We start from the raw sequence: 16,704 nt of genomic DNA, 5'->3' as shown, positions 1-16,704 counted from the left end.
CGGTGGTTTAAAAACCAGGATCCCAATCTACTTCGATAGTACGAGTAGCGAGATCGACTTTCTTGATAACCTGCCCATCGAGGAACGGCACAAGACGTTCCTTGATACCAAACGCATCTTTCAGGTTTGCCTTGATGACGATGACGTCATTCGAACCGGTTTCCATCATATCGACGACTTTACCGAGATCGTAGCCTTCAGTGGTCACTACCTGGCAGCCCATAAGGTCTTTCCAGTAGTAGGAACCATCTTCCAGCGCTGGCAACTGCGAGGAATCCACGACAATTTCGCAATTGGTCAGTAGATTCGCCGAATCACGATCGTCAACGCCTTTCAGCTTGATGATCAGATCCTGATTGTGGTGCTTCCAGCTTTCCAGCTGTACTTGCTGCCACTGACCCGCCTTCTGGATAAACCAGGGCTGATAGTCAAAAATGCTTTCGGCGTCTTCGGTGGAAGAAAACACTCTGAGCCACCCACGAATACCGTAAGACGACCCCATTTTCCCCAAAACGATGGGTTCAACGGGCGCTTGCGCAGTGAGTTGCTTGCTCATCATGACCACCGTGACAGATTAAGCTGCTTTGTTTGCTGCTTTGATCAGCGCTGCAACGCGATCAGAAATAGTCGCGCCCTGGCCAACCCAGTGAGCGATGCGATCCAGATCCAGGCGGGTGCCTTCTTCTTTTTCGCTGGCGATCGGGTTGAAGAAGCCAACGCGCTCAATGAAGCGACCGTTGCGTGCATTACGGCTGTCGGTAACAACAACCTGGTAGAACGGACGCTTTTTAGCGCCGTGACGAGCTAAACGAATAGTAACCATAACATCCTCTTGTGTGAATAAAACACCCAGGCCCCATCGAGGAACGGAGCCCGGGTGTCATATTAAAAGCCCGAAAATTTTACTGATTTCTGGGAAAATTGCAATCAACATGTGATGAGGCTTTATACCAGGGCGTTACCGTTGCAGCCAGTTTGGCGTCGGCGTGCGCACAGAAAGCGGAGCGTACATGCAGTACGTGAGCATTTCGAGCACACCCCGACGTCAAAATGGCAAATAAGGTAGCCCGATATATTTATCTACCTGGGAAGCCAGGCGGCATCATACCCTTCATGCCACGCATCATCTTCGCCATCCCGCCTTTCTTCATTTTCTTCATCATGCGCTGCATGTCGTCGAACTGTTTCAGAAGACGGTTAACGTCCTGTACCTGCATGCCACAACCGGCTGCGATACGGCGTTTACGTGAACCTTTGATGATTTCTGGCTTCGCGCGCTCTTTCAGCGTCATCGAGTTGATGATCGCCTCCATCCGCACCAGCACCTTGTCATCCATCTGCGATTTCACGTTGTCAGGAATCTGGCCCATGCCCGGCAGCTTGCCCATCAGGCTCGCCATACCGCCCATGTTTTTCATCTGGTTGAGCTGTTCGAGGAAATCGTTCAGATCAAAGCCGTCGCCTTTTTTCAGTTTGCTGGCTAATTTCTCAGCCTGCGCGCGGTCAACTTTGCTTTCAATATCTTCGATCAGCGACAGCACGTCGCCCATGCCGAGAATACGGGACGCGATACGATCCGGGTGGAACGGCTCCAGCGCTTCGGTTTTCTCGCCAACGCCGAGGAATTTAATCGGCTTGCCGGTGATATGACGAATAGAGAGCGCGGCACCGCCACGGGCGTCACCGTCGACTTTCGTCAGCACCACGCCGGTCAACGGCAGCGCTTCGTTAAACGCTTTCGCGGTATTCGCGGCATCCTGACCGGTCATCGCATCGACCACAAACAGGGTCTCTACCGGATTAATAGAAGCGTGGACCTGTTTGATTTCGTCCATCATCGCTTCATCGACGTGCAGGCGACCGGCGGTATCCACCAGCAGCACGTCGTAGAATTTGAGTTTCGCTTCTTTCAGCGCGGCATTGACGATATCAACCGGCTTCTGACCGACGTCAGACGGGAAGAAATCGACGTCAACCTGCTGCGCCAGGGTTTCCAGCTGTTTGATCGCCGCCGGGCGATAAACGTCGGCAGAGACGACCAGCACTTTCTTCTTGTGCTTCTCGCGCAGGAATTTACCCAGCTTACCGACGCTGGTGGTTTTACCGGCACCCTGCAAGCCCGCCATCAGCACGACGGCTGGCGGCTGTGCGGCCAGATTCAGGGTCTGGTTCTCTTCGCCCATCGCCGCAACCAGTTCGTTGCGCACAATCTTGACGAACTCCTGCCCCGGCGTCAGGCTCTTGTTAACTTCATGACCAACCGCTTTCTCTTTTACGCGATTGATAAACTCTCGCACTACAGGAAGCGCAACGTCAGCCTCCAGCAGCGCCATGCGCACTTCGCGCAGCGTCTCTTTAACGTTGTCTTCAGTAAGGCGTCCACGGCCACTGATATTGCGCAGCGTGCGCGACAAACGATCGGTTAAATTATCAAACATTGTCTCTCGCCTGGGGTGGAAACGGTTGGTCGCTAGCGCGACACATATACAGAATTTTGTCGCAGTATAACATGAAGCCGCCTTTGTTGTTATGCAACGGTTGGAGCAGCGGTCACGTAACGCTATACTGCTTCTCTCTCACTGGCCAACTGTCGACACTCCTATGCCCGTTTTTGCTTTACTCGCTCTTGTCGCCTATTCCATCAGCCTCGCGCTGATCGTTCCTGCTTTGCTGCAAAAAAACAGCGGCTGGCGGCGTATGGCTATCCTTTCTGCGGTCATCGCGCTGGTGTGCCATGCTTTTGCGCTGGAAGCCCGAATCCTGCCCGGCGGCGAAAGCGGTCAAAATCTGAGCCTGCTGAACGTCGGTTCGCTGGTCAGCCTGATGATTTGTACCGTCATGACAATTGTCGCTTCACGTAATCGCGGCTGGCTGCTGCTGCCTGTTGTCTACGCCTTTGCGTTGATTAACCTGGCCTTCGCCACGTTCATGCCGAACGAGTACATCACCCACCTCGAAGCCACGCCAGGTATGATGATACACATCGGCCTGTCGCTGTTCGCTTACGCCACATTGATCATTGCCGCGTTGTATGCGTTGCAGCTGGCATGGATCGACTATCAGCTCAAAAACAAAAAGCTGGCGTTCAATAATGAAATGCCCCCGCTGATGAGCATTGAGCGCAAAATGTTTCACATCACGCAGATTGGCGTGGTGCTGCTGACGCTCACGCTGTGTACTGGCCTGTTTTACATGCATAACCTGTTCAGCATGGAAAATATCGACAAAGCCGTTCTCTCTATCGTGGCATGGTTTGTCTATATTGTTCTGTTGTGGGGACATTACCACGAAGGCTGGCGCGGACGTCGGGTCGTATGGTTTAACGTCGCGGGCGCAGGCATTCTGACGCTGGCCTATTTCGGCAGCCGCGTATTGCAGCAGTTTGTAAGCTAAGTCTTAAAGGAGCCCCCCCTGGAACATATCTCCACTACCACGCTGATCGTCACACTGATCATCATGGTGGTTATTTCAGCCTATTTTTCCGGTTCCGAAACCGGCATGATGACGCTGAACCGCTATCGTCTTCGCCACCTGGCAAAACAGGGCAACCGTCCGGCAAAGCGCGTGGAAAAACTACTGCGCAAGCCGGATCGACTGATAAGCCTGGTTCTGATCGGTAATAACCTGGTCAATATTCTCGCCTCAGCCATCGGCACCATCGTCGGTATGCGTCTGTACGGCGATGCGGGCGTGGCGATTGCCACCGGCGTACTGACGTTTGTCGTCCTCGTATTTGCGGAAGTGCTGCCGAAAACCATCGCCGCGCTGTACCCGGAAAAAGTGGCCTACCCCAGCAGTTTTCTGTTGGCGCCTTTGCAGGTGCTGATGATGCCGCTGGTCTGGTTGCTTAACACCATTACCCGGCTGCTGATGCGCATGATGGGCATTAAAACGGATATCGTCATCAGCGGCTCTCTGAGTAAAGACGAACTGCGCACGCTCGTGAATGAATCCCGCTCGCAAATCTCCCGCCGCAACCAGGACATGCTGCTCTCAGTGCTGGATCTGGAAAAGGTCAGCGTGGATGACATCATGGTGCCGCGCAACGAAATTATCGGCATTGATATCAATGACGACTGGAAGTCGATCGTCCGCCAGCTTTCTCACTCGCCGCACGGGCGCATTGTGCTTTACCGCGACTCGCTGGATGACGCCATCAGCATGCTGCGCGTACGCGAAGCCTGGCGGTTAATGTCCGAGAAAAAAGAGTTCACTAAAGAGACCATGCTGCGCGCCGCCGATGAGATCTACTTCATCCCGGAAGGCACGCCGCTCAGCACGCAGCTGGTAAAATTTCAGCGTAATAAAAAGAAAGTCGGGCTGGTGGTCAACGAATACGGGGATATTCAGGGGCTGGTGACGGTCGAAGATATTCTGGAAGAGATTGTCGGCGACTTCACTACCTCTATGTCGCCGACGCTGGCGGAAGAGGTCACGCCGCAGAATGACGGTTCAGTGATTATCGACGGCAGCGCCAACGTGCGGGAAATCAACAAAGCCTTTAACTGGCACCTGCCGGAAGACGATGCGCGGACGGTAAACGGCGTGATTCTGGAAGCGCTGGAAGAGATCCCCATCGCCGGAACGCGCGTGCGCATTGGCCAGTACGATATCGATATTCTCGACGTCCAGGACAATATGATTAAGCAGGTTAAAGTCTTGCCGGTGAAACCGTTGCGGGAGAGTATCTCAGAGTAATGCTGTAGGCCGGGTACGGCGAATGCCGCCACCCGGCACTACGGATGGCAAATTACGCTTTCGCCTTCGCCACAGTTACCATCGCCGCGCGAATAGTACGACCGTTCAGCGTATAGCCTTTCTGCATAATGCCCAGCACGTTACCCGGGGTAACATCCTCAGACTCCACCATCGCAATCGCCTGATGCACGTTCGGATCCAGCGGTACGTTGGTGTCAGCAATCACCTCTACGCCGAACTTACGCACGACATCCAGCATGGATTTCAGCGTCAGCTCAATGCCTTCGACCATTGACGCCATATCTGGATTCGCTTTATCCGCCACTTCCAGCGCACGATCCAGGCTATCGATAACCGGCAACAGCTCATTGACGAATTTTTCCAGCGCGAACTTATGCGCCTTTTCTACGTCCAGCTCGGTACGACGGCGCAGGTTTTCCATTTCCGCTTTGATACGTAACACGCTGTCACGTTCGCGATTCTGGGCTTCAGCAAGCTGCGCTTCCAGATTCGCAATTTTTTCATCGCGCGGATCCACCTGCTCAGCAGAAGCGTCTGATTCAACCGCCTCAACTTCTTCGTGCTGATCCATGATAATTTCTTCCGGGGCTTGCCCCTCAGGCGTTTTCTGTTCTTTACTACTCATGAATTTCTCCGCGTTTTTTTTCGCATTCATCTCGCTAACTTCGCTTATTATGGGGATCAGATTCAGGGTTTCAAGGGAAGCACTCACATTGTCATCAATCTTCGCTACAAGGACCTCGAGAAAATGAACAATCATTTCAAGTGTATTGGCATTGTGGGACATCCACGTCACCCCACTGCACTGACGACACATGAAATGCTCTACCGCTGGCTATGCACAAAAGGTTACGAGGTCATCGTGGAGCAGCAGATCGCCCACGAATTACAGCTGAAAAATGTAAAAACCGGCACGCTGGCGGAAATTGGTCAACTGGCGGATCTCGCCGTCGTTGTCGGCGGGGATGGCAATATGCTCGGCGCGGCGCGCACGCTGGCGCGCTATGACATCAAAGTGATCGGCATTAACCGTGGCAATCTCGGCTTCCTGACCGACCTTGACCCGGACAACGCCCTGCAACAACTCGCGGACGTACTGGAAGGCCATTATATCGCCGAGAAACGCTTTTTACTGGAAGCTCAGGTCTGCCAGCAAAACTGCCAGAAACGCATCAGTACCGCCATCAATGAAGTCGTGCTGCACCCGGGAAAAGTGGCGCACATGATTGAATTTGAAGTGTATATCGACGAAACCTTCGCCTTTTCTCAGCGTTCCGATGGTCTGATCATCTCCACGCCGACCGGTTCCACCGCCTATTCACTCTCGGCGGGCGGCCCCATTCTGACGCCGTCGCTGGACGCCATCACGCTGGTGCCGATGTTCCCGCACACCCTATCCGCACGCCCGTTGGTCATTAACGGCAGCAGCACGATTCGTTTGCGTTTCTCACACCGCCGTAGCGACCTCGAAATCAGTTGCGACAGCCAGATTGCCCTGCCCATACAGGAAGGCGAAGATGTATTGATCCGCCGTTGTGACTACCATCTGAACCTGATACACCCTAAAGATTACAGTTATTTCAACACATTAAGCACAAAACTAGGCTGGTCAAAAAAATTATTCTAATTTAACGCCGCCCTCTTTACTGTATAAAAAACCAGTTTATACTGTATGTAATAACAGTTATGGTTTTTCATACAGGAAAACAGCTATGTTGGCACAACTGACCATCAGCAATTTTGCTATCGTTCGTGAACTTGAGATCGATTTCCAGAGCGGAATGACCGTCATTACCGGTGAAACCGGCGCGGGTAAGTCTATTGCGATTGATGCGCTCGGCTTGTGTCTGGGTGGCCGTGCAGACGCCGACATGGTGCGGGTGGGAGCAACCCGCGCAGACCTGTGCGCCCGCTTCTCACTGAAAGATACGCCAGCAGCGCTGCGCTGGCTGGAAGAAAACCAACTGGAAGAAGGGCGTGAGTGCTTACTTCGCCGCGTCATTAGCAGCGACGGTCGCTCCCGCGGCTTCATCAACGGCACCGCCGTGCCTCTCTCCCAGTTACGGGAACTGGGCCAGTTGCTCATTCAAATTCACGGCCAGCATGCGCATCAGCTACTGACCAAGTCTGAACATCAAAAATCCCTGCTCGACGGCTACGCCAACGAAGCACTTCTGATTCAGGAAATGTCCTCACGCTATCAACTGTGGCATCAAAGCTGCCGCGATCTGGCGCATCATCAACAGCAAAGCCAGGAACGCGCCGCACGTATGGAGCTGCTGCAATATCAGTTGAAAGAACTGAACGAATTTAACCCGCAGCCCGGTGAGTTTGAGCAAATTGATGAAGAATATAAACGACTGGCAAACAGCGGCCAGTTGCTGACGACCAGCCAGAATGCGCTGACGTTGCTTGCTGATGGCGAAGACGTCAATCTGCAAAGCCAGCTGTACACGGCAAAACAGTTAGTCACCGAACTGACGGGCATGGACAGCAAACTGTCTGGCATTCTGGATATGCTGGAGGAGGCCACAATCCAGATAACTGAGGCCAGCGACGAACTGCGTCACTATTGCGACCGTCTGGATTTAGACCCCAATCGCCTGTTCGAACTTGAGCAGCGCATTTCTAAGCAGATTTCACTGGCGCGTAAACATCACGTCAGCCCGGAAGCGCTGCCGCAGTTTTATCAGTCACTGCTCGAAGAACAGCAGCAGCTTGACGATCAGGCCGACTCACTGGAAACCCTGACGCTGGCGGTGAACAAACATCGCCAGCAGGCGCTGGAGACGGCAAAAGCGCTGCATACTCAGCGTCAGCATGACGCGCAGGAACTGGGGCAGTTGATCACCGAAAGCATGCATGCGCTGTCGATGCCGCATGGCCAGTTCACTATTGATGTGAAATTTGATGAGCATCATCTGAGCAGCGACGGTGCCGACCGCGTAGAGTTTAAAGTCACCACAAACCCGGGTCAGCCATTGCAGCCAATCGCAAAGGTCGCTTCCGGGGGCGAACTGTCCCGTATCGCGCTGGCAATCCAGGTCATTACCGCCCGTAAAATGGAAACCCCGGCGCTCATTTTCGATGAAGTCGATGTCGGTATCAGCGGCCCTACTGCGGCCGTTGTCGGTAAACTGCTGCGCCAGTTAGGTGAGTCGACTCAGGTAATGTGCGTCACCCACCTTCCGCAAGTTGCCGGTTGTGGTCATCAGCACTTCTTTGTCAGCAAAGAAACGGACGGCGCCATGACCGAAACACATATGCAACCGCTGGATAAACGCTCGCGATTACAGGAGCTGGCTCGTTTACTTGGCGGCAGCGAAGTGACGCGTAATACCCTCGCAAATGCGAAAGAACTGTTGGCTGCGTAAACTTTTTTGACCCTTTAAGGTCTGAGTACAAAACAAAATCGCCGTAAGACCCGACACCAAAAGGTTTTAAAGTGGTGAAAGGTCTATTATCATCGGCATATTACATATGAGCCGCGTACTGCTCGGGCCCGAAAAGGAATCAAATCACTATGCGCTGTAAAACGCTGACTGCTGCCGCAGCAGTACTACTGATGTTGACCGCAGGCTGTTCCACTCTGGAGCGAGTGGTTTACCGCCCTGACATCAACCAGGGGAACTATCTGACCGCTAACGATGTCGCCAAAGTGCGCGTCGGTATGACGCAACAGCAGGTTGCTTATGCTTTGGGTACACCGATGATGTCCGATCCTTTTGGCACTAACACATGGTTCTATGTGTTCCGTCAGCAACCGGGTCATGAAGGCGTAACGCAACAAACCTTAACGCTGACCTTTAACAGCAACGGCGTGTTGACCAACATCGACAATAAGCCAGCGTTGACCGACAACAAGTAAGATTGTTTTCTGGTGTTAAAAAAGGTGCCATTGGCACCTTTTTTAATTATTGACGAACCTGAACCCGCTTTGCCGAAAGAATGCAGGCCTGATAAGCGTTCAGGCATCCATGATTATTTATTTGCCGATTTCTCCGCTCGCTGTCTGCGCAACTCTTTCGGATCGGCAATCAGCGGTCGATAGATCTCTACCCGATCGCCGTCATGAACCACGTCGGCAAGTTTTGTCGGGCGGCTATAGATACCGACTTTGTTTTTAGCGAGATCGATATCGGTGCGCAGTTCCAGCAAACCGGAAGCACGAATCGCTTCTTCAACCGTCGCGCCTTCCTGCAACGTCACACGCTGTAAATACTGTTTCTCGGGCAGCGCATACGCCACTTCGACGACAATTTTAGCCGACACTGTAAACCTCTTTGGCCCGAACGGTAAACGCCTGCACCATATTAGAAGCCAGCTCTTTAAAGACGCGGCCAAACGCCAGTTCAATTAACTTGTTGGTGAACTCAAAATCGAGGTGGAACTCGATGCGGCACGCTTCCTGGCTGAGCGGCGTAAATTTCCACCCGCCAATCAACTTTTTGAAAGGGCCATCGACCAGATGCATCAGGATGCTCTGGTTATTCGTCAACTGGTTACGTGTCGTGAATGTTTTGCTGATCCCTGCCTTAGACACATCCACGGCCGCCGTCATCTGACCCGGCGTCGATTCCAGCACACGGCTGCCGACGCATCCCGGCAAAAACTGAGGGTAGGACTGAACATCATTCACTAACTTATACATCTGTTCCGCGCTATAAGGGACTAAAGCGGTCCGGCTAATCTGAGGCATAGCAATTTCCATCAACATAAATCGAACAAATAATACCATTTATCCCCAGGTAAAAAAAACGCTATACCTCAACAGGGCCTACGCAGGTTCATGCTAAGATAACGCCTTATCCCCCGCAGGATGAAATGGGGTGTTTTTCGATTTCAGATTACCTATACTGAGCGGCATTATGACGAAGAAAAAAGCACACAAACCTGGCTCAGCCACTATTGCGTTGAATAAGCGCGCCCGACACGAATACTTTATTGAAGAAGAGTTCGAAGCTGGACTCGCCCTGCAAGGTTGGGAAGTTAAATCCCTGCGCGCGGGCAAAGCAAATATTAGCGATAGCTATGTCCTTCTCAGGGATGGCGAAGCGTACCTGTTTGGCGCAAACTTTACGCCAATGGCCGTCGCCTCAACGCACGTCGTGTGCGACCCCACTCGCACCCGTAAACTGCTACTGAACCAACGCGAACTCGACTCCCTGTACGGACGCGTCAATCGTGAAGGTTATACCGTCGTCGCACTTTCACTGTACTGGAAGAACGCCTGGTGCAAAGTGAAAATCGGCGTCGCAAAAGGTAAGAAACAGCATGATAAACGCTCAGACCTGAAAGAACGTGAGTGGCAACTGGATAAAGCCCGTATCATGAAGAATGCAGGCCGCTAAACGTTCCCTGATAACACCGCTTTCGTTGCTGGCTATTTAAGCAAATCGTTCCATCACGCGAAATGAGCGGTAAATCCTTGAAGATAAGGAAAATCGGGGGCTGGTCACGCGTGTCACAACTCTGTTATACTTAACGTAACACATTGGGGCTGATTCTGGATTCGACGGGATTTGCGAAACCCAAGGTGCATGCCGAGGGGCGGTTGGCCTCGTAAAAAGCCGCAAAAAATAGTCGCAAACGACGAAAACTACGCTTTAGCAGCTTAATAACCTGCTCTGAGCCCTCTCTCCCTAGCTTCCGCTCTTAAGACGGGGATCAAAGAGAGGTCAAACCCAAAAGAGATCGCGTGGATGCCCTGCCTGGGGTTGAAGCGTTAAAACTAATCAGGCTAGTTTGGTAGTGGCGTGTCCGTCCGCAGGTGCCAGGCGAATGTAAAGACTGACTAAGCATGTAGTACCGAGGATGTAGGAATTTCGGACGCGGGTTCAACTCCCGCCAGCTCCACCAAAATTCTCCATCGGTGATTACCAGAGTCATCCGATGAAGTCCTAAGAGCCCGCACGGCGCAAGCCCTGCGGGCTTTTTTGTGCCCTCAATTTGTCCCGCGAAGTCTGATGCCAACTAATTAAATCCGAACCTTTTAGGCACCTTGTTAGGCACCTCATAAAGCTTTATTGTTTTTGAGGTGCCTAAAACTATGGAAACCCGGCAATGGCAAGACAAACCAAACCTCTATCCGTTAAGGAAATCGAATCCGCCAAACCTAAGGAAGCGGATTATGTTCTTTACGATGGCGATGGCCTTGAGCTACTCATCAAATCCACCGGAAGCAAAATATGGCAGTTTCGCTATATTCGCCCTGTTACCAAGAAACGTGCGAAAAAGAGCATAGGCCCCTACCCGTCAGTTACCCTTGCCGATGCCAGAAACTACCGGGCGGAGTCACGCTCTCTCCTGGCGAAACAAATCGATCCACAGGAACATCAGCAAGAACAACTTCGCAGTTCGCTGGAGGCCAAAACCAATACTTTCCAGCTCGTAGCTGAACGTTGGTGGAATGCGAAGAAAGCTAGTGTGACAGAAGACTATGCGGAAGATATCTGGCGCTCTCTTGAAAGAGATGTCTTTCCTGCGATTGGCGACGTTAGCGTTACAGATATTAAAGCTCACACACTGGTTCAGGCCGTCCAACCGGTTCAGGCCAGAGGAGCGCTGGAAACCGTCCGTCGCCTGTGCCAGCGCATAAATGAGGTCATGATCTATGCCCAAAATACGGGGCTGATTGATGCGGTACCTAGTGTCAATATTGGCAAGGCATTCGAGAAGCCGCAGAAAAAAAACATGCCCAGCATTCGTCCCGACCAGTTGCCTCAGCTAATGCAGACGATGCGAACGGCTAGCATTAGTCTTTCAACACGATGCCTGTTCATGTGGCAACTTCTTACCATCACCCGCCCTGCCGAAGCGGCTGAAGCTCGCTGGGAAGAGGTAGACATAGAAGCGCGAGAGTGGAAAATTCCTGCAGCACGCATGAAAATGAACCGCGACCATACTGTTCCATTGTCAGATGAAGCAATTGCGATACTGGAGATGATGAAGCCGTTAAGTGGAAATCGAGAATTTATCTTTCCCAGCCGCATCAAGCCAAACCAGCCGATGAACAGTCAGACCGTAAACGCATCGCTAAAACGTGCAGGTTTTGGTGGGGTGCTCGTTTCACACGGTCTGCGATCTATCGCCAGTACAGCCCTTAATGAACAAGGCTTTCCGCCTGATGTGATTGAGGCTGCATTAGCCCACGTGGATAAGAATGAGGTTCGCCGTGCTTATAACCGCAGCGATTACCTTGAACAGCGTCGCCCGATGATGCAATGGTGGGCTGACTTCGTTATGGCTGCTGAGCACGGAAGTATAATTGGAGATGGCATTCGAGGTATAAGGCTTGTCGGCTAAAAATGGTGTAAGCGCTCAGCACGGGCGCTTACACCTTTGTCGGTTATCTGGATTTTCATTTAATCATCTTAGTTTTGTTATTTTTTGATACTTTAGCATTAAAGGCATGTTTCACATCATCAATCTGTAATGACCATCTTTTTAAGATTATCTCGCGCAGTGATTCTTCACTGCTTACATGTGATCCTTGAAAGTTATTTTTTTCGATGAAATTCCACAATGGTTTTATGACATCATCAATCACAGCGCTCTTGTTTTTCCAACCATCCTCAGGAGAATTTTTATAAATCAACCTCACAAGCTCCCCCTGTATAATTTTATATACATCGGCCTTCTTAGTACCTCCTTTTTTTCCTGCGTTAAACCTGATCTTAGAAAGATTCTTTATTTTATCATCTTCGATTTTAAACCAAACCATTCCGAGACATTTATCTAATAGCTCAGAAGCCATAAGTAGTGCATCAAACGCAACTTGTTCATCATCTTGTATAATGGATACTCCCCACTGATACGACATTGAGGCGTGCACCAAATGTGAAATGAATACATCTTCTATCGAACTATCTAAGACAAATGGTCTCATTGTCTCCCTAAAAATCCGATTTTCTAAATCTCTCCAACATTCTTTTATAGGATTATATATTGCGTTGTACTCGTCCTTTCTTTGCAGAACTCCGTTGACCTGATGGTATCTGGATACTCCTTGTGGTGGCTCAACATACGACGATACTTCTGTACCCATCCTTGCAGGATCAAAATACACCAATTTCATTCTTGCAAGCTCCTCCTGCATCGCTGGGCATTTTTCATCCAATGCGTGAGCGTGTTCCTTCCATTCGCAACCTGCCATAGCCTTCGAGAGCTCTTCAAATTTACGTCTGTTTTTTTCATGCAACCTAGCAATGCATGTCATTTTTATCATCATTATCAATAAGTTAAAAGCTGTAAAAAATGTTTTTTTGGTAGCTGCATTTTTTACACTTCAGATTCCGGCTAATCTCTCAAAACCAAAGCGAACCAATGAGAGACAAACAAGTATGATCACTTCAACTGCAGTCAGAATACTCCGCTTACCAGCTGTTATCCATAAAACAGGTATCTCGCGAGCCACAATCTATGACTGGTTGAATCCGAGGTCGCCACGTTACGATCCAACCTTTCCTAAGAAAAGAAAACTTGGGAAACAATCTGTTGGTTGGCTTGAATCAGAAATCGATGAATGGTTATCACATCGTAGTCTTATTAATTAATCTAAAAGAGGAGATGGATAGGGTCTATGTCTAAAAAAAACAGTTCATCGCAAAATAAAGAACTCGGTCTTAAATTCCAGACGCTTCCGACTTTTGCACAACAGTTAATAAGTTACATACATTATAAAACAGGAGCTGCTGCCGAGCTTATTTTAATAGTATTACTTGGGGTAATGGCATTTTCCTGCCAGGATAAATTTGATGTTCAGCTTAAAAATGGGAGAACATTTACATCACTTTATCTCTTGTTATTAGCACGGTCAGGTAGCAGGAAGTCAACGGTATTCAAAGCACTGATGGAAACAATCCATCAAATGGAAAAGGAACTGAAGAATAGTTTTCTGGAAAAGGAAAAACTTTATGAACTGAAAAAAGTATCTTGGGATACGGAATTAAAAGAACTTAAAAAGCAGTTTAGCAAAGCTGTTCGCCAGAAGGTTGATGTAGCTGAAACACGCGAAGCACTGGAGGAATGTCAGAAAAGTGGACCGGTAGCGCCAGTTAGAAAGTATCTTACTAAAAATGATTCAACAAGCGAGGGACTTAAAAAGACATTAGCGCTGGGATCTCCGTCATTGATGCTCGGTTCTGATGAAGCCGGAGGAGTGTTTGACAGTAGCCTTTTTCGTGATATATCAGTTCTCAACTCTCTTTGGGGAGAAGGGAGAATTTCAGACAGCAGAGCATCTCGTGACAGCTACGATGTTGATGATGTCCGGCTGACCATATTGCTGTTACTGCAACCTGCAATATTTAATGATTTTCTAGGCAAGCAAGGGAAAAAATTAAAAAACTCAGGGTTCTTAGCCCGTTTATTACTAATTGATCTGGAGCAAATACCTGAACTATGTGATATCCCTGATATATGTTCATGGTCTGATGAGCCAGGGCTTGATGGCTTTTTCTCTATTCTTGTTAAACATTTGCAAGACGGCATACAGCGTAGAGAAAACAATGAAGAACGTATCTGTATTACTTTATCTGAAGAGGCGAAAGCGCTATGGGAAACACAAAATAAGCGAATCAGGGAACTTATGCAACTAGGAGGTGACTTACATCACTATGATGATTTTGGTTCCAGAATTATGGAGCAAGCTACTCGAATCGCAGCAGTAATGCAAATATTTATCACACCCGACTCACCAATAATTACTAGGGATACTTTTCTGTCAGCAGCTAAAATAAGTGAATGGTGTATTACCCATTTAATTTTAAAAGTTGATTCTACCAGAAGACCTAGCGAGAAAGAAAAGTTGTTATTTTGGCTTGAGGAACATGTTATCAGTAATAAATCTTACGATTTTAGGAGGCACACCATTCGTAGAGATGGTCCAAACTCTCTTAGAAGCATAGAGCGCTTGATGTCCGTTTTAAAGGAACTTGAAAAGGATGGAAAGGTACAGTTATTTAAAGAGGATGGCGTTGACTATGTGAAATATATTGGTTCAGAAGTGCATCCTTTTGATATAGCTAAAGCATCAAAAATACCTTTAATTTCATCTGGATCTATTGCTTTTAATAAACTACTAAAGAATGAATAGCTTCAGAGTAGCTAAGTGTTTTTGGATAATGTTTTTTTGTTCTAAAACTCAATAACCCTGCGGCCTCAACTTAAATGACTAGGGAGGGCAATTCATGATTTTAAGGTGGTATATGTAATATACCTTAGTTAAGGTTCTATACCTAATCAGTGCTTATCCGTAGTAACTTCCCTATAGGAGTTACATCCAACATCACATGGGTAGCGTGAGGGCTACCCATTATCCAAAGATTATTATTTACATACTTAAGGATTATTATGGAATCACAATATTCACTTACCAATGAAGAAATCGAGGAATTGGTAAGTACAGCAGCCCAAAAGTATAAATCTCCTATTGACCTCAATATTCTCAACCGACTACTTAACATGGTCTACGGCACACTGGTGCAGAATAACCGAATACTCGGTATTCGTACTGACTCGAGATTCGCCCAGTCCCATGTACTAGGAGAGCCTGATCTACCAATATGCTTCCAGCGGGATGATGAGAAGGCAATCACTCGCTTCTACGAGTCACTGAAAAGCCAGTTACGAGCGGATCATAACCGGTCAAGAAGACCGGGAGATCCGACATTACCATCTTATGGATGGTGCAGGGAACGTGATACAAGCGAACATCCCCATTATCACCTGATGTTATTGTTCAACGGAGATGTCTACAGGTATCTTGGCAATTACAAAGACCGCAATGGTGATAACATGGCTACCCGTATACAGAAAGCCTGGTGCAGTGCTGTAGGGCTTGCTCACGAAGATTACGCAACATTAACTGAGTTTCCACCAAATGCTGTTTACAGGTTTAGCAGATTTGATGCACTGGATCGTAACCCTGTCTACTGGAATTTCCTAATTCGACTGGCGTATCTGGCGAAAACCAGAACAAAGGATGCCCGCAGCGGTTACCGGAACTTTGGTACAAGCCAATACTCGGGCTAATTATTCGTAAGGCATAGTGCTCAACCCAATAACCGTTGCGCCGGGAAAGGTGTGATCTTACCCGCATAAAAAGCACTCTCCCTAGTGAAGAAATTTTAAATCGTAAATCCAAACCCTGCTACAACCCGCTACATGTAGCAGCTGTAGCAGGCTTCCAGAAAACAAGACGCGCATTTTCAGCTTAAGCGATACGGCTTACAACAACCGGCTTGAACGTTCAAATATCACCTATCAGCGTAAACAGGCAATGTACATGCGGATGGCAGCCTTCCCGGCGGTGAAGACGTTCGAGGAGTACTACTTCACCTTCACCACCGGTGCCCCTCAAAAGCAAATCCAGTCGTTGCGATCCCTGAGCTTCATCGAGTGTAACGAAAACATCATGTTGCTGGGGCAATCAGGCGTGGGGAAAACGCATCTGGCGATAGCCATGGGTTACGAAGCAGTGTGGGCGGATATCAAGGTTTGTTTCACAACAGCAGCAGACCTACAACTACAGCTGTCGACTTGACAGCGCCAGGGTCCCTACAAAATTACACTCAATCACAGTGTCATGGCCCCAAAGCTGCTTATCATCGATGAAATAGGCTATTTGCCGTTCAACCAGGAGGAAGTCAAGATGTTCTTCTAGGTAGAAGAGCGCGATGATCCTGACCTCCAACCTGCCGTTCGGGCAGTGGGACCAGACGTTCGTAAGTGATGCATCCCTGCTCATTCCAAAAAGTAATCCTCTGGCTGAGAATTACCCTGAATAGCTTAAAGCAGAACAGATTATAATATTTGCCCTCATAGGCTATCGCCCAAAGTTACTGGAAAGGATAAGTAAGGGATGCAATTCATCACTAATGGCCAATAACCGTGCCGTGTCTTTCCACTGATTTTTTTATTACTGCGACATAGTCTGTCGCATGCATCTAGCATACTCAGGTCGTTATCTGGTGGAGAATAAAC

General features: G+C 49.1%; 17 protein-coding genes, 1 other RNA gene and 1 pseudogene. 12 read left to right on the top strand and 7 right to left on the bottom strand.

Annotated elements, in window-relative coordinates:
• Positions 1-7 precede the first annotated feature (7 nt).
• The 3 genes from rimM to ffh form a co-directional block, all read right to left on the bottom strand.
• A complete protein-coding gene (gene rimM, locus OGX93_RS17450) occupies positions 8-556 on the bottom strand; it encodes a ribosome maturation factor RimM (protein ID WP_024130851.1) in 549 nt (182 codons plus the stop codon).
• Between the two features lie 18 nt (positions 557-574).
• The gene (rpsP, locus tag OGX93_RS17445; protein ID WP_012134698.1) at positions 575-823 is read right to left on the bottom strand and encodes a 30S ribosomal protein S16; all 249 of its coding nucleotides are present in this window, start codon (positions 821-823) and stop codon (positions 575-577) included.
• 253 nt (positions 824-1,076) lie between these two features.
• Positions 1,077-2,438 carry a signal recognition particle protein gene (gene ffh, locus OGX93_RS17440; protein WP_012134699.1) on the bottom strand — a complete coding sequence of 454 codons (1,362 nt, stop codon included), beginning with the start codon at positions 2,436-2,438 and terminating at the stop codon, positions 1,077-1,079.
• A 163-nt stretch (positions 2,439-2,601) separates the two neighbouring features.
• Here ffh and OGX93_RS17435 point away from each other — a divergent pair, with 163 nt between their 5' ends.
• Both OGX93_RS17435 and OGX93_RS17430 read left to right on the top strand, forming a co-directional pair.
• Positions 2,602-3,393 carry a cytochrome C assembly family protein gene (locus OGX93_RS17435; protein ID WP_012134700.1) on the top strand — a complete coding sequence of 264 codons (792 nt, stop codon included), beginning with the start codon at positions 2,602-2,604 and terminating at the stop codon, positions 3,391-3,393.
• An 18-nt stretch (positions 3,394-3,411) separates the two neighbouring features.
• On the top strand, positions 3,412-4,698 hold the full coding sequence (locus OGX93_RS17430; protein ID WP_047461874.1) for an HlyC/CorC family transporter: 1,287 nt from the start codon (positions 3,412-3,414) through the stop codon (positions 4,696-4,698).
• 52 nt (positions 4,699-4,750) lie between these two features.
• Here OGX93_RS17430 and grpE read toward each other — a convergent pair whose 3' ends face one another.
• Entirely contained in the window at positions 4,751-5,344 is a 594-nt protein-coding gene (grpE, locus tag OGX93_RS17425) for a nucleotide exchange factor GrpE (protein ID WP_024130852.1), read from the bottom strand.
• A gap of 123 nt (positions 5,345-5,467) precedes the next feature.
• On the opposite strand from grpE, the gene nadK reads away from it, so the two are divergent.
• The 3 genes from nadK to bamE all read left to right on the top strand — a co-directional run bounded on the left by nadK (position 5,468) and on the right by bamE (position 8,587).
• Positions 5,468-6,346: an NAD(+) kinase gene (nadK, locus tag OGX93_RS17420; RefSeq protein ID WP_024130853.1), complete on the top strand. Its 879-nt coding sequence runs from the start codon at positions 5,468-5,470 to the stop codon at positions 6,344-6,346.
• A gap of 85 nt (positions 6,347-6,431) precedes the next feature.
• A complete protein-coding gene (recN, locus tag OGX93_RS17415) occupies positions 6,432-8,093 on the top strand; it encodes a DNA repair protein RecN (RefSeq protein ID WP_134769153.1) in 1,662 nt (553 codons plus the stop codon).
• 149 nt (positions 8,094-8,242) lie between these two features.
• A complete protein-coding gene (bamE, locus tag OGX93_RS17410; RefSeq protein ID WP_012134705.1) occupies positions 8,243-8,587 on the top strand; it encodes an outer membrane protein assembly factor BamE in 345 nt (114 codons plus the stop codon).
• Positions 8,588-8,700: 113 nt separating this feature from the next.
• Here bamE and OGX93_RS17405 read toward each other — a convergent pair whose 3' ends face one another.
• Positions 8,701-8,991 (bottom strand): RnfH family protein, encoded by a 291-nt coding sequence (locus OGX93_RS17405; RefSeq protein ID WP_012134706.1) that lies wholly within the window; start codon positions 8,989-8,991, stop codon positions 8,701-8,703.
• The gene (ratA, locus tag OGX93_RS17400; protein ID WP_024130854.1) at positions 8,981-9,418 is read right to left on the bottom strand and encodes a type II toxin-antitoxin system toxin RatA; all 438 of its coding nucleotides are present in this window, start codon (positions 9,416-9,418) and stop codon (positions 8,981-8,983) included. Before ratA ends, OGX93_RS17405 begins: the two co-directional genes overlap by 11 nt.
• 169 nt (positions 9,419-9,587) lie before the next feature.
• On the opposite strand from ratA, the gene smpB reads away from it, so the two are divergent.
• The 3 genes from smpB to OGX93_RS17385 all read left to right on the top strand — a co-directional run bounded on the left by smpB (position 9,588) and on the right by OGX93_RS17385 (position 12,024).
• A complete protein-coding gene (gene smpB / locus OGX93_RS17395; RefSeq protein ID WP_012134708.1) occupies positions 9,588-10,070 on the top strand; it encodes an SsrA-binding protein SmpB in 483 nt (160 codons plus the stop codon).
• A gap of 145 nt (positions 10,071-10,215) precedes the next feature.
• Positions 10,216-10,578: a transfer-messenger RNA gene (gene ssrA, locus OGX93_RS17390) on the top strand.
• A gap of 204 nt (positions 10,579-10,782) precedes the next feature.
• Positions 10,783-12,024, top strand: coding sequence for an integrase (locus OGX93_RS17385; protein WP_286448881.1), 1,242 nt, complete (start codon positions 10,783-10,785; stop codon positions 12,022-12,024).
• Between the two features lie 55 nt (positions 12,025-12,079).
• Here OGX93_RS17385 and OGX93_RS17380 read toward each other — a convergent pair whose 3' ends face one another.
• Positions 12,080-12,937 (bottom strand): hypothetical protein, encoded by an 858-nt coding sequence (locus tag OGX93_RS17380; protein ID WP_286448879.1) that lies wholly within the window; start codon positions 12,935-12,937, stop codon positions 12,080-12,082.
• 124 nt (positions 12,938-13,061) lie between these two features.
• Here OGX93_RS17380 and OGX93_RS17375 point away from each other — a divergent pair, with 124 nt between their 5' ends.
• The 4 genes and pseudogenes from OGX93_RS17375 to OGX93_RS17360 all read left to right on the top strand — a co-directional run.
• Positions 13,062-13,274 carry an AlpA family transcriptional regulator gene (locus OGX93_RS17375; protein ID WP_071883343.1) on the top strand — a complete coding sequence of 71 codons (213 nt, stop codon included), beginning with the start codon at positions 13,062-13,064 and terminating at the stop codon, positions 13,272-13,274.
• A 26-nt stretch (positions 13,275-13,300) separates the two neighbouring features.
• Positions 13,301-14,815 (top strand): YfjI family protein, encoded by a 1,515-nt coding sequence (locus OGX93_RS17370; protein ID WP_286448877.1) that lies wholly within the window; start codon positions 13,301-13,303, stop codon positions 14,813-14,815.
• A 257-nt stretch (positions 14,816-15,072) separates the two neighbouring features.
• Positions 15,073-15,753, top strand: a complete 681-nt coding sequence (locus tag OGX93_RS17365; protein ID WP_286448875.1) for an inovirus Gp2 family protein — start codon at positions 15,073-15,075, stop codon at positions 15,751-15,753.
• A 229-nt stretch (positions 15,754-15,982) separates the two neighbouring features.
• Positions 15,983-16,463 (top strand): annotated as a pseudogene (locus OGX93_RS17360) (ATP-binding protein); the annotation flags it as partial.
• Positions 16,464-16,704 lie beyond the last annotated feature (241 nt).

The sequence above is a fragment of the Citrobacter sp. CK195 genome, assembly GCF_030333365.1.
Classification (GTDB): Bacteria; Pseudomonadota; Gammaproteobacteria; order Enterobacterales; family Enterobacteriaceae; genus Citrobacter_B; species Citrobacter_B koseri.
Note: the sequence above shows the minus strand (reverse complement) of the source record. Positions and strands in the feature narration are given on the sequence as shown.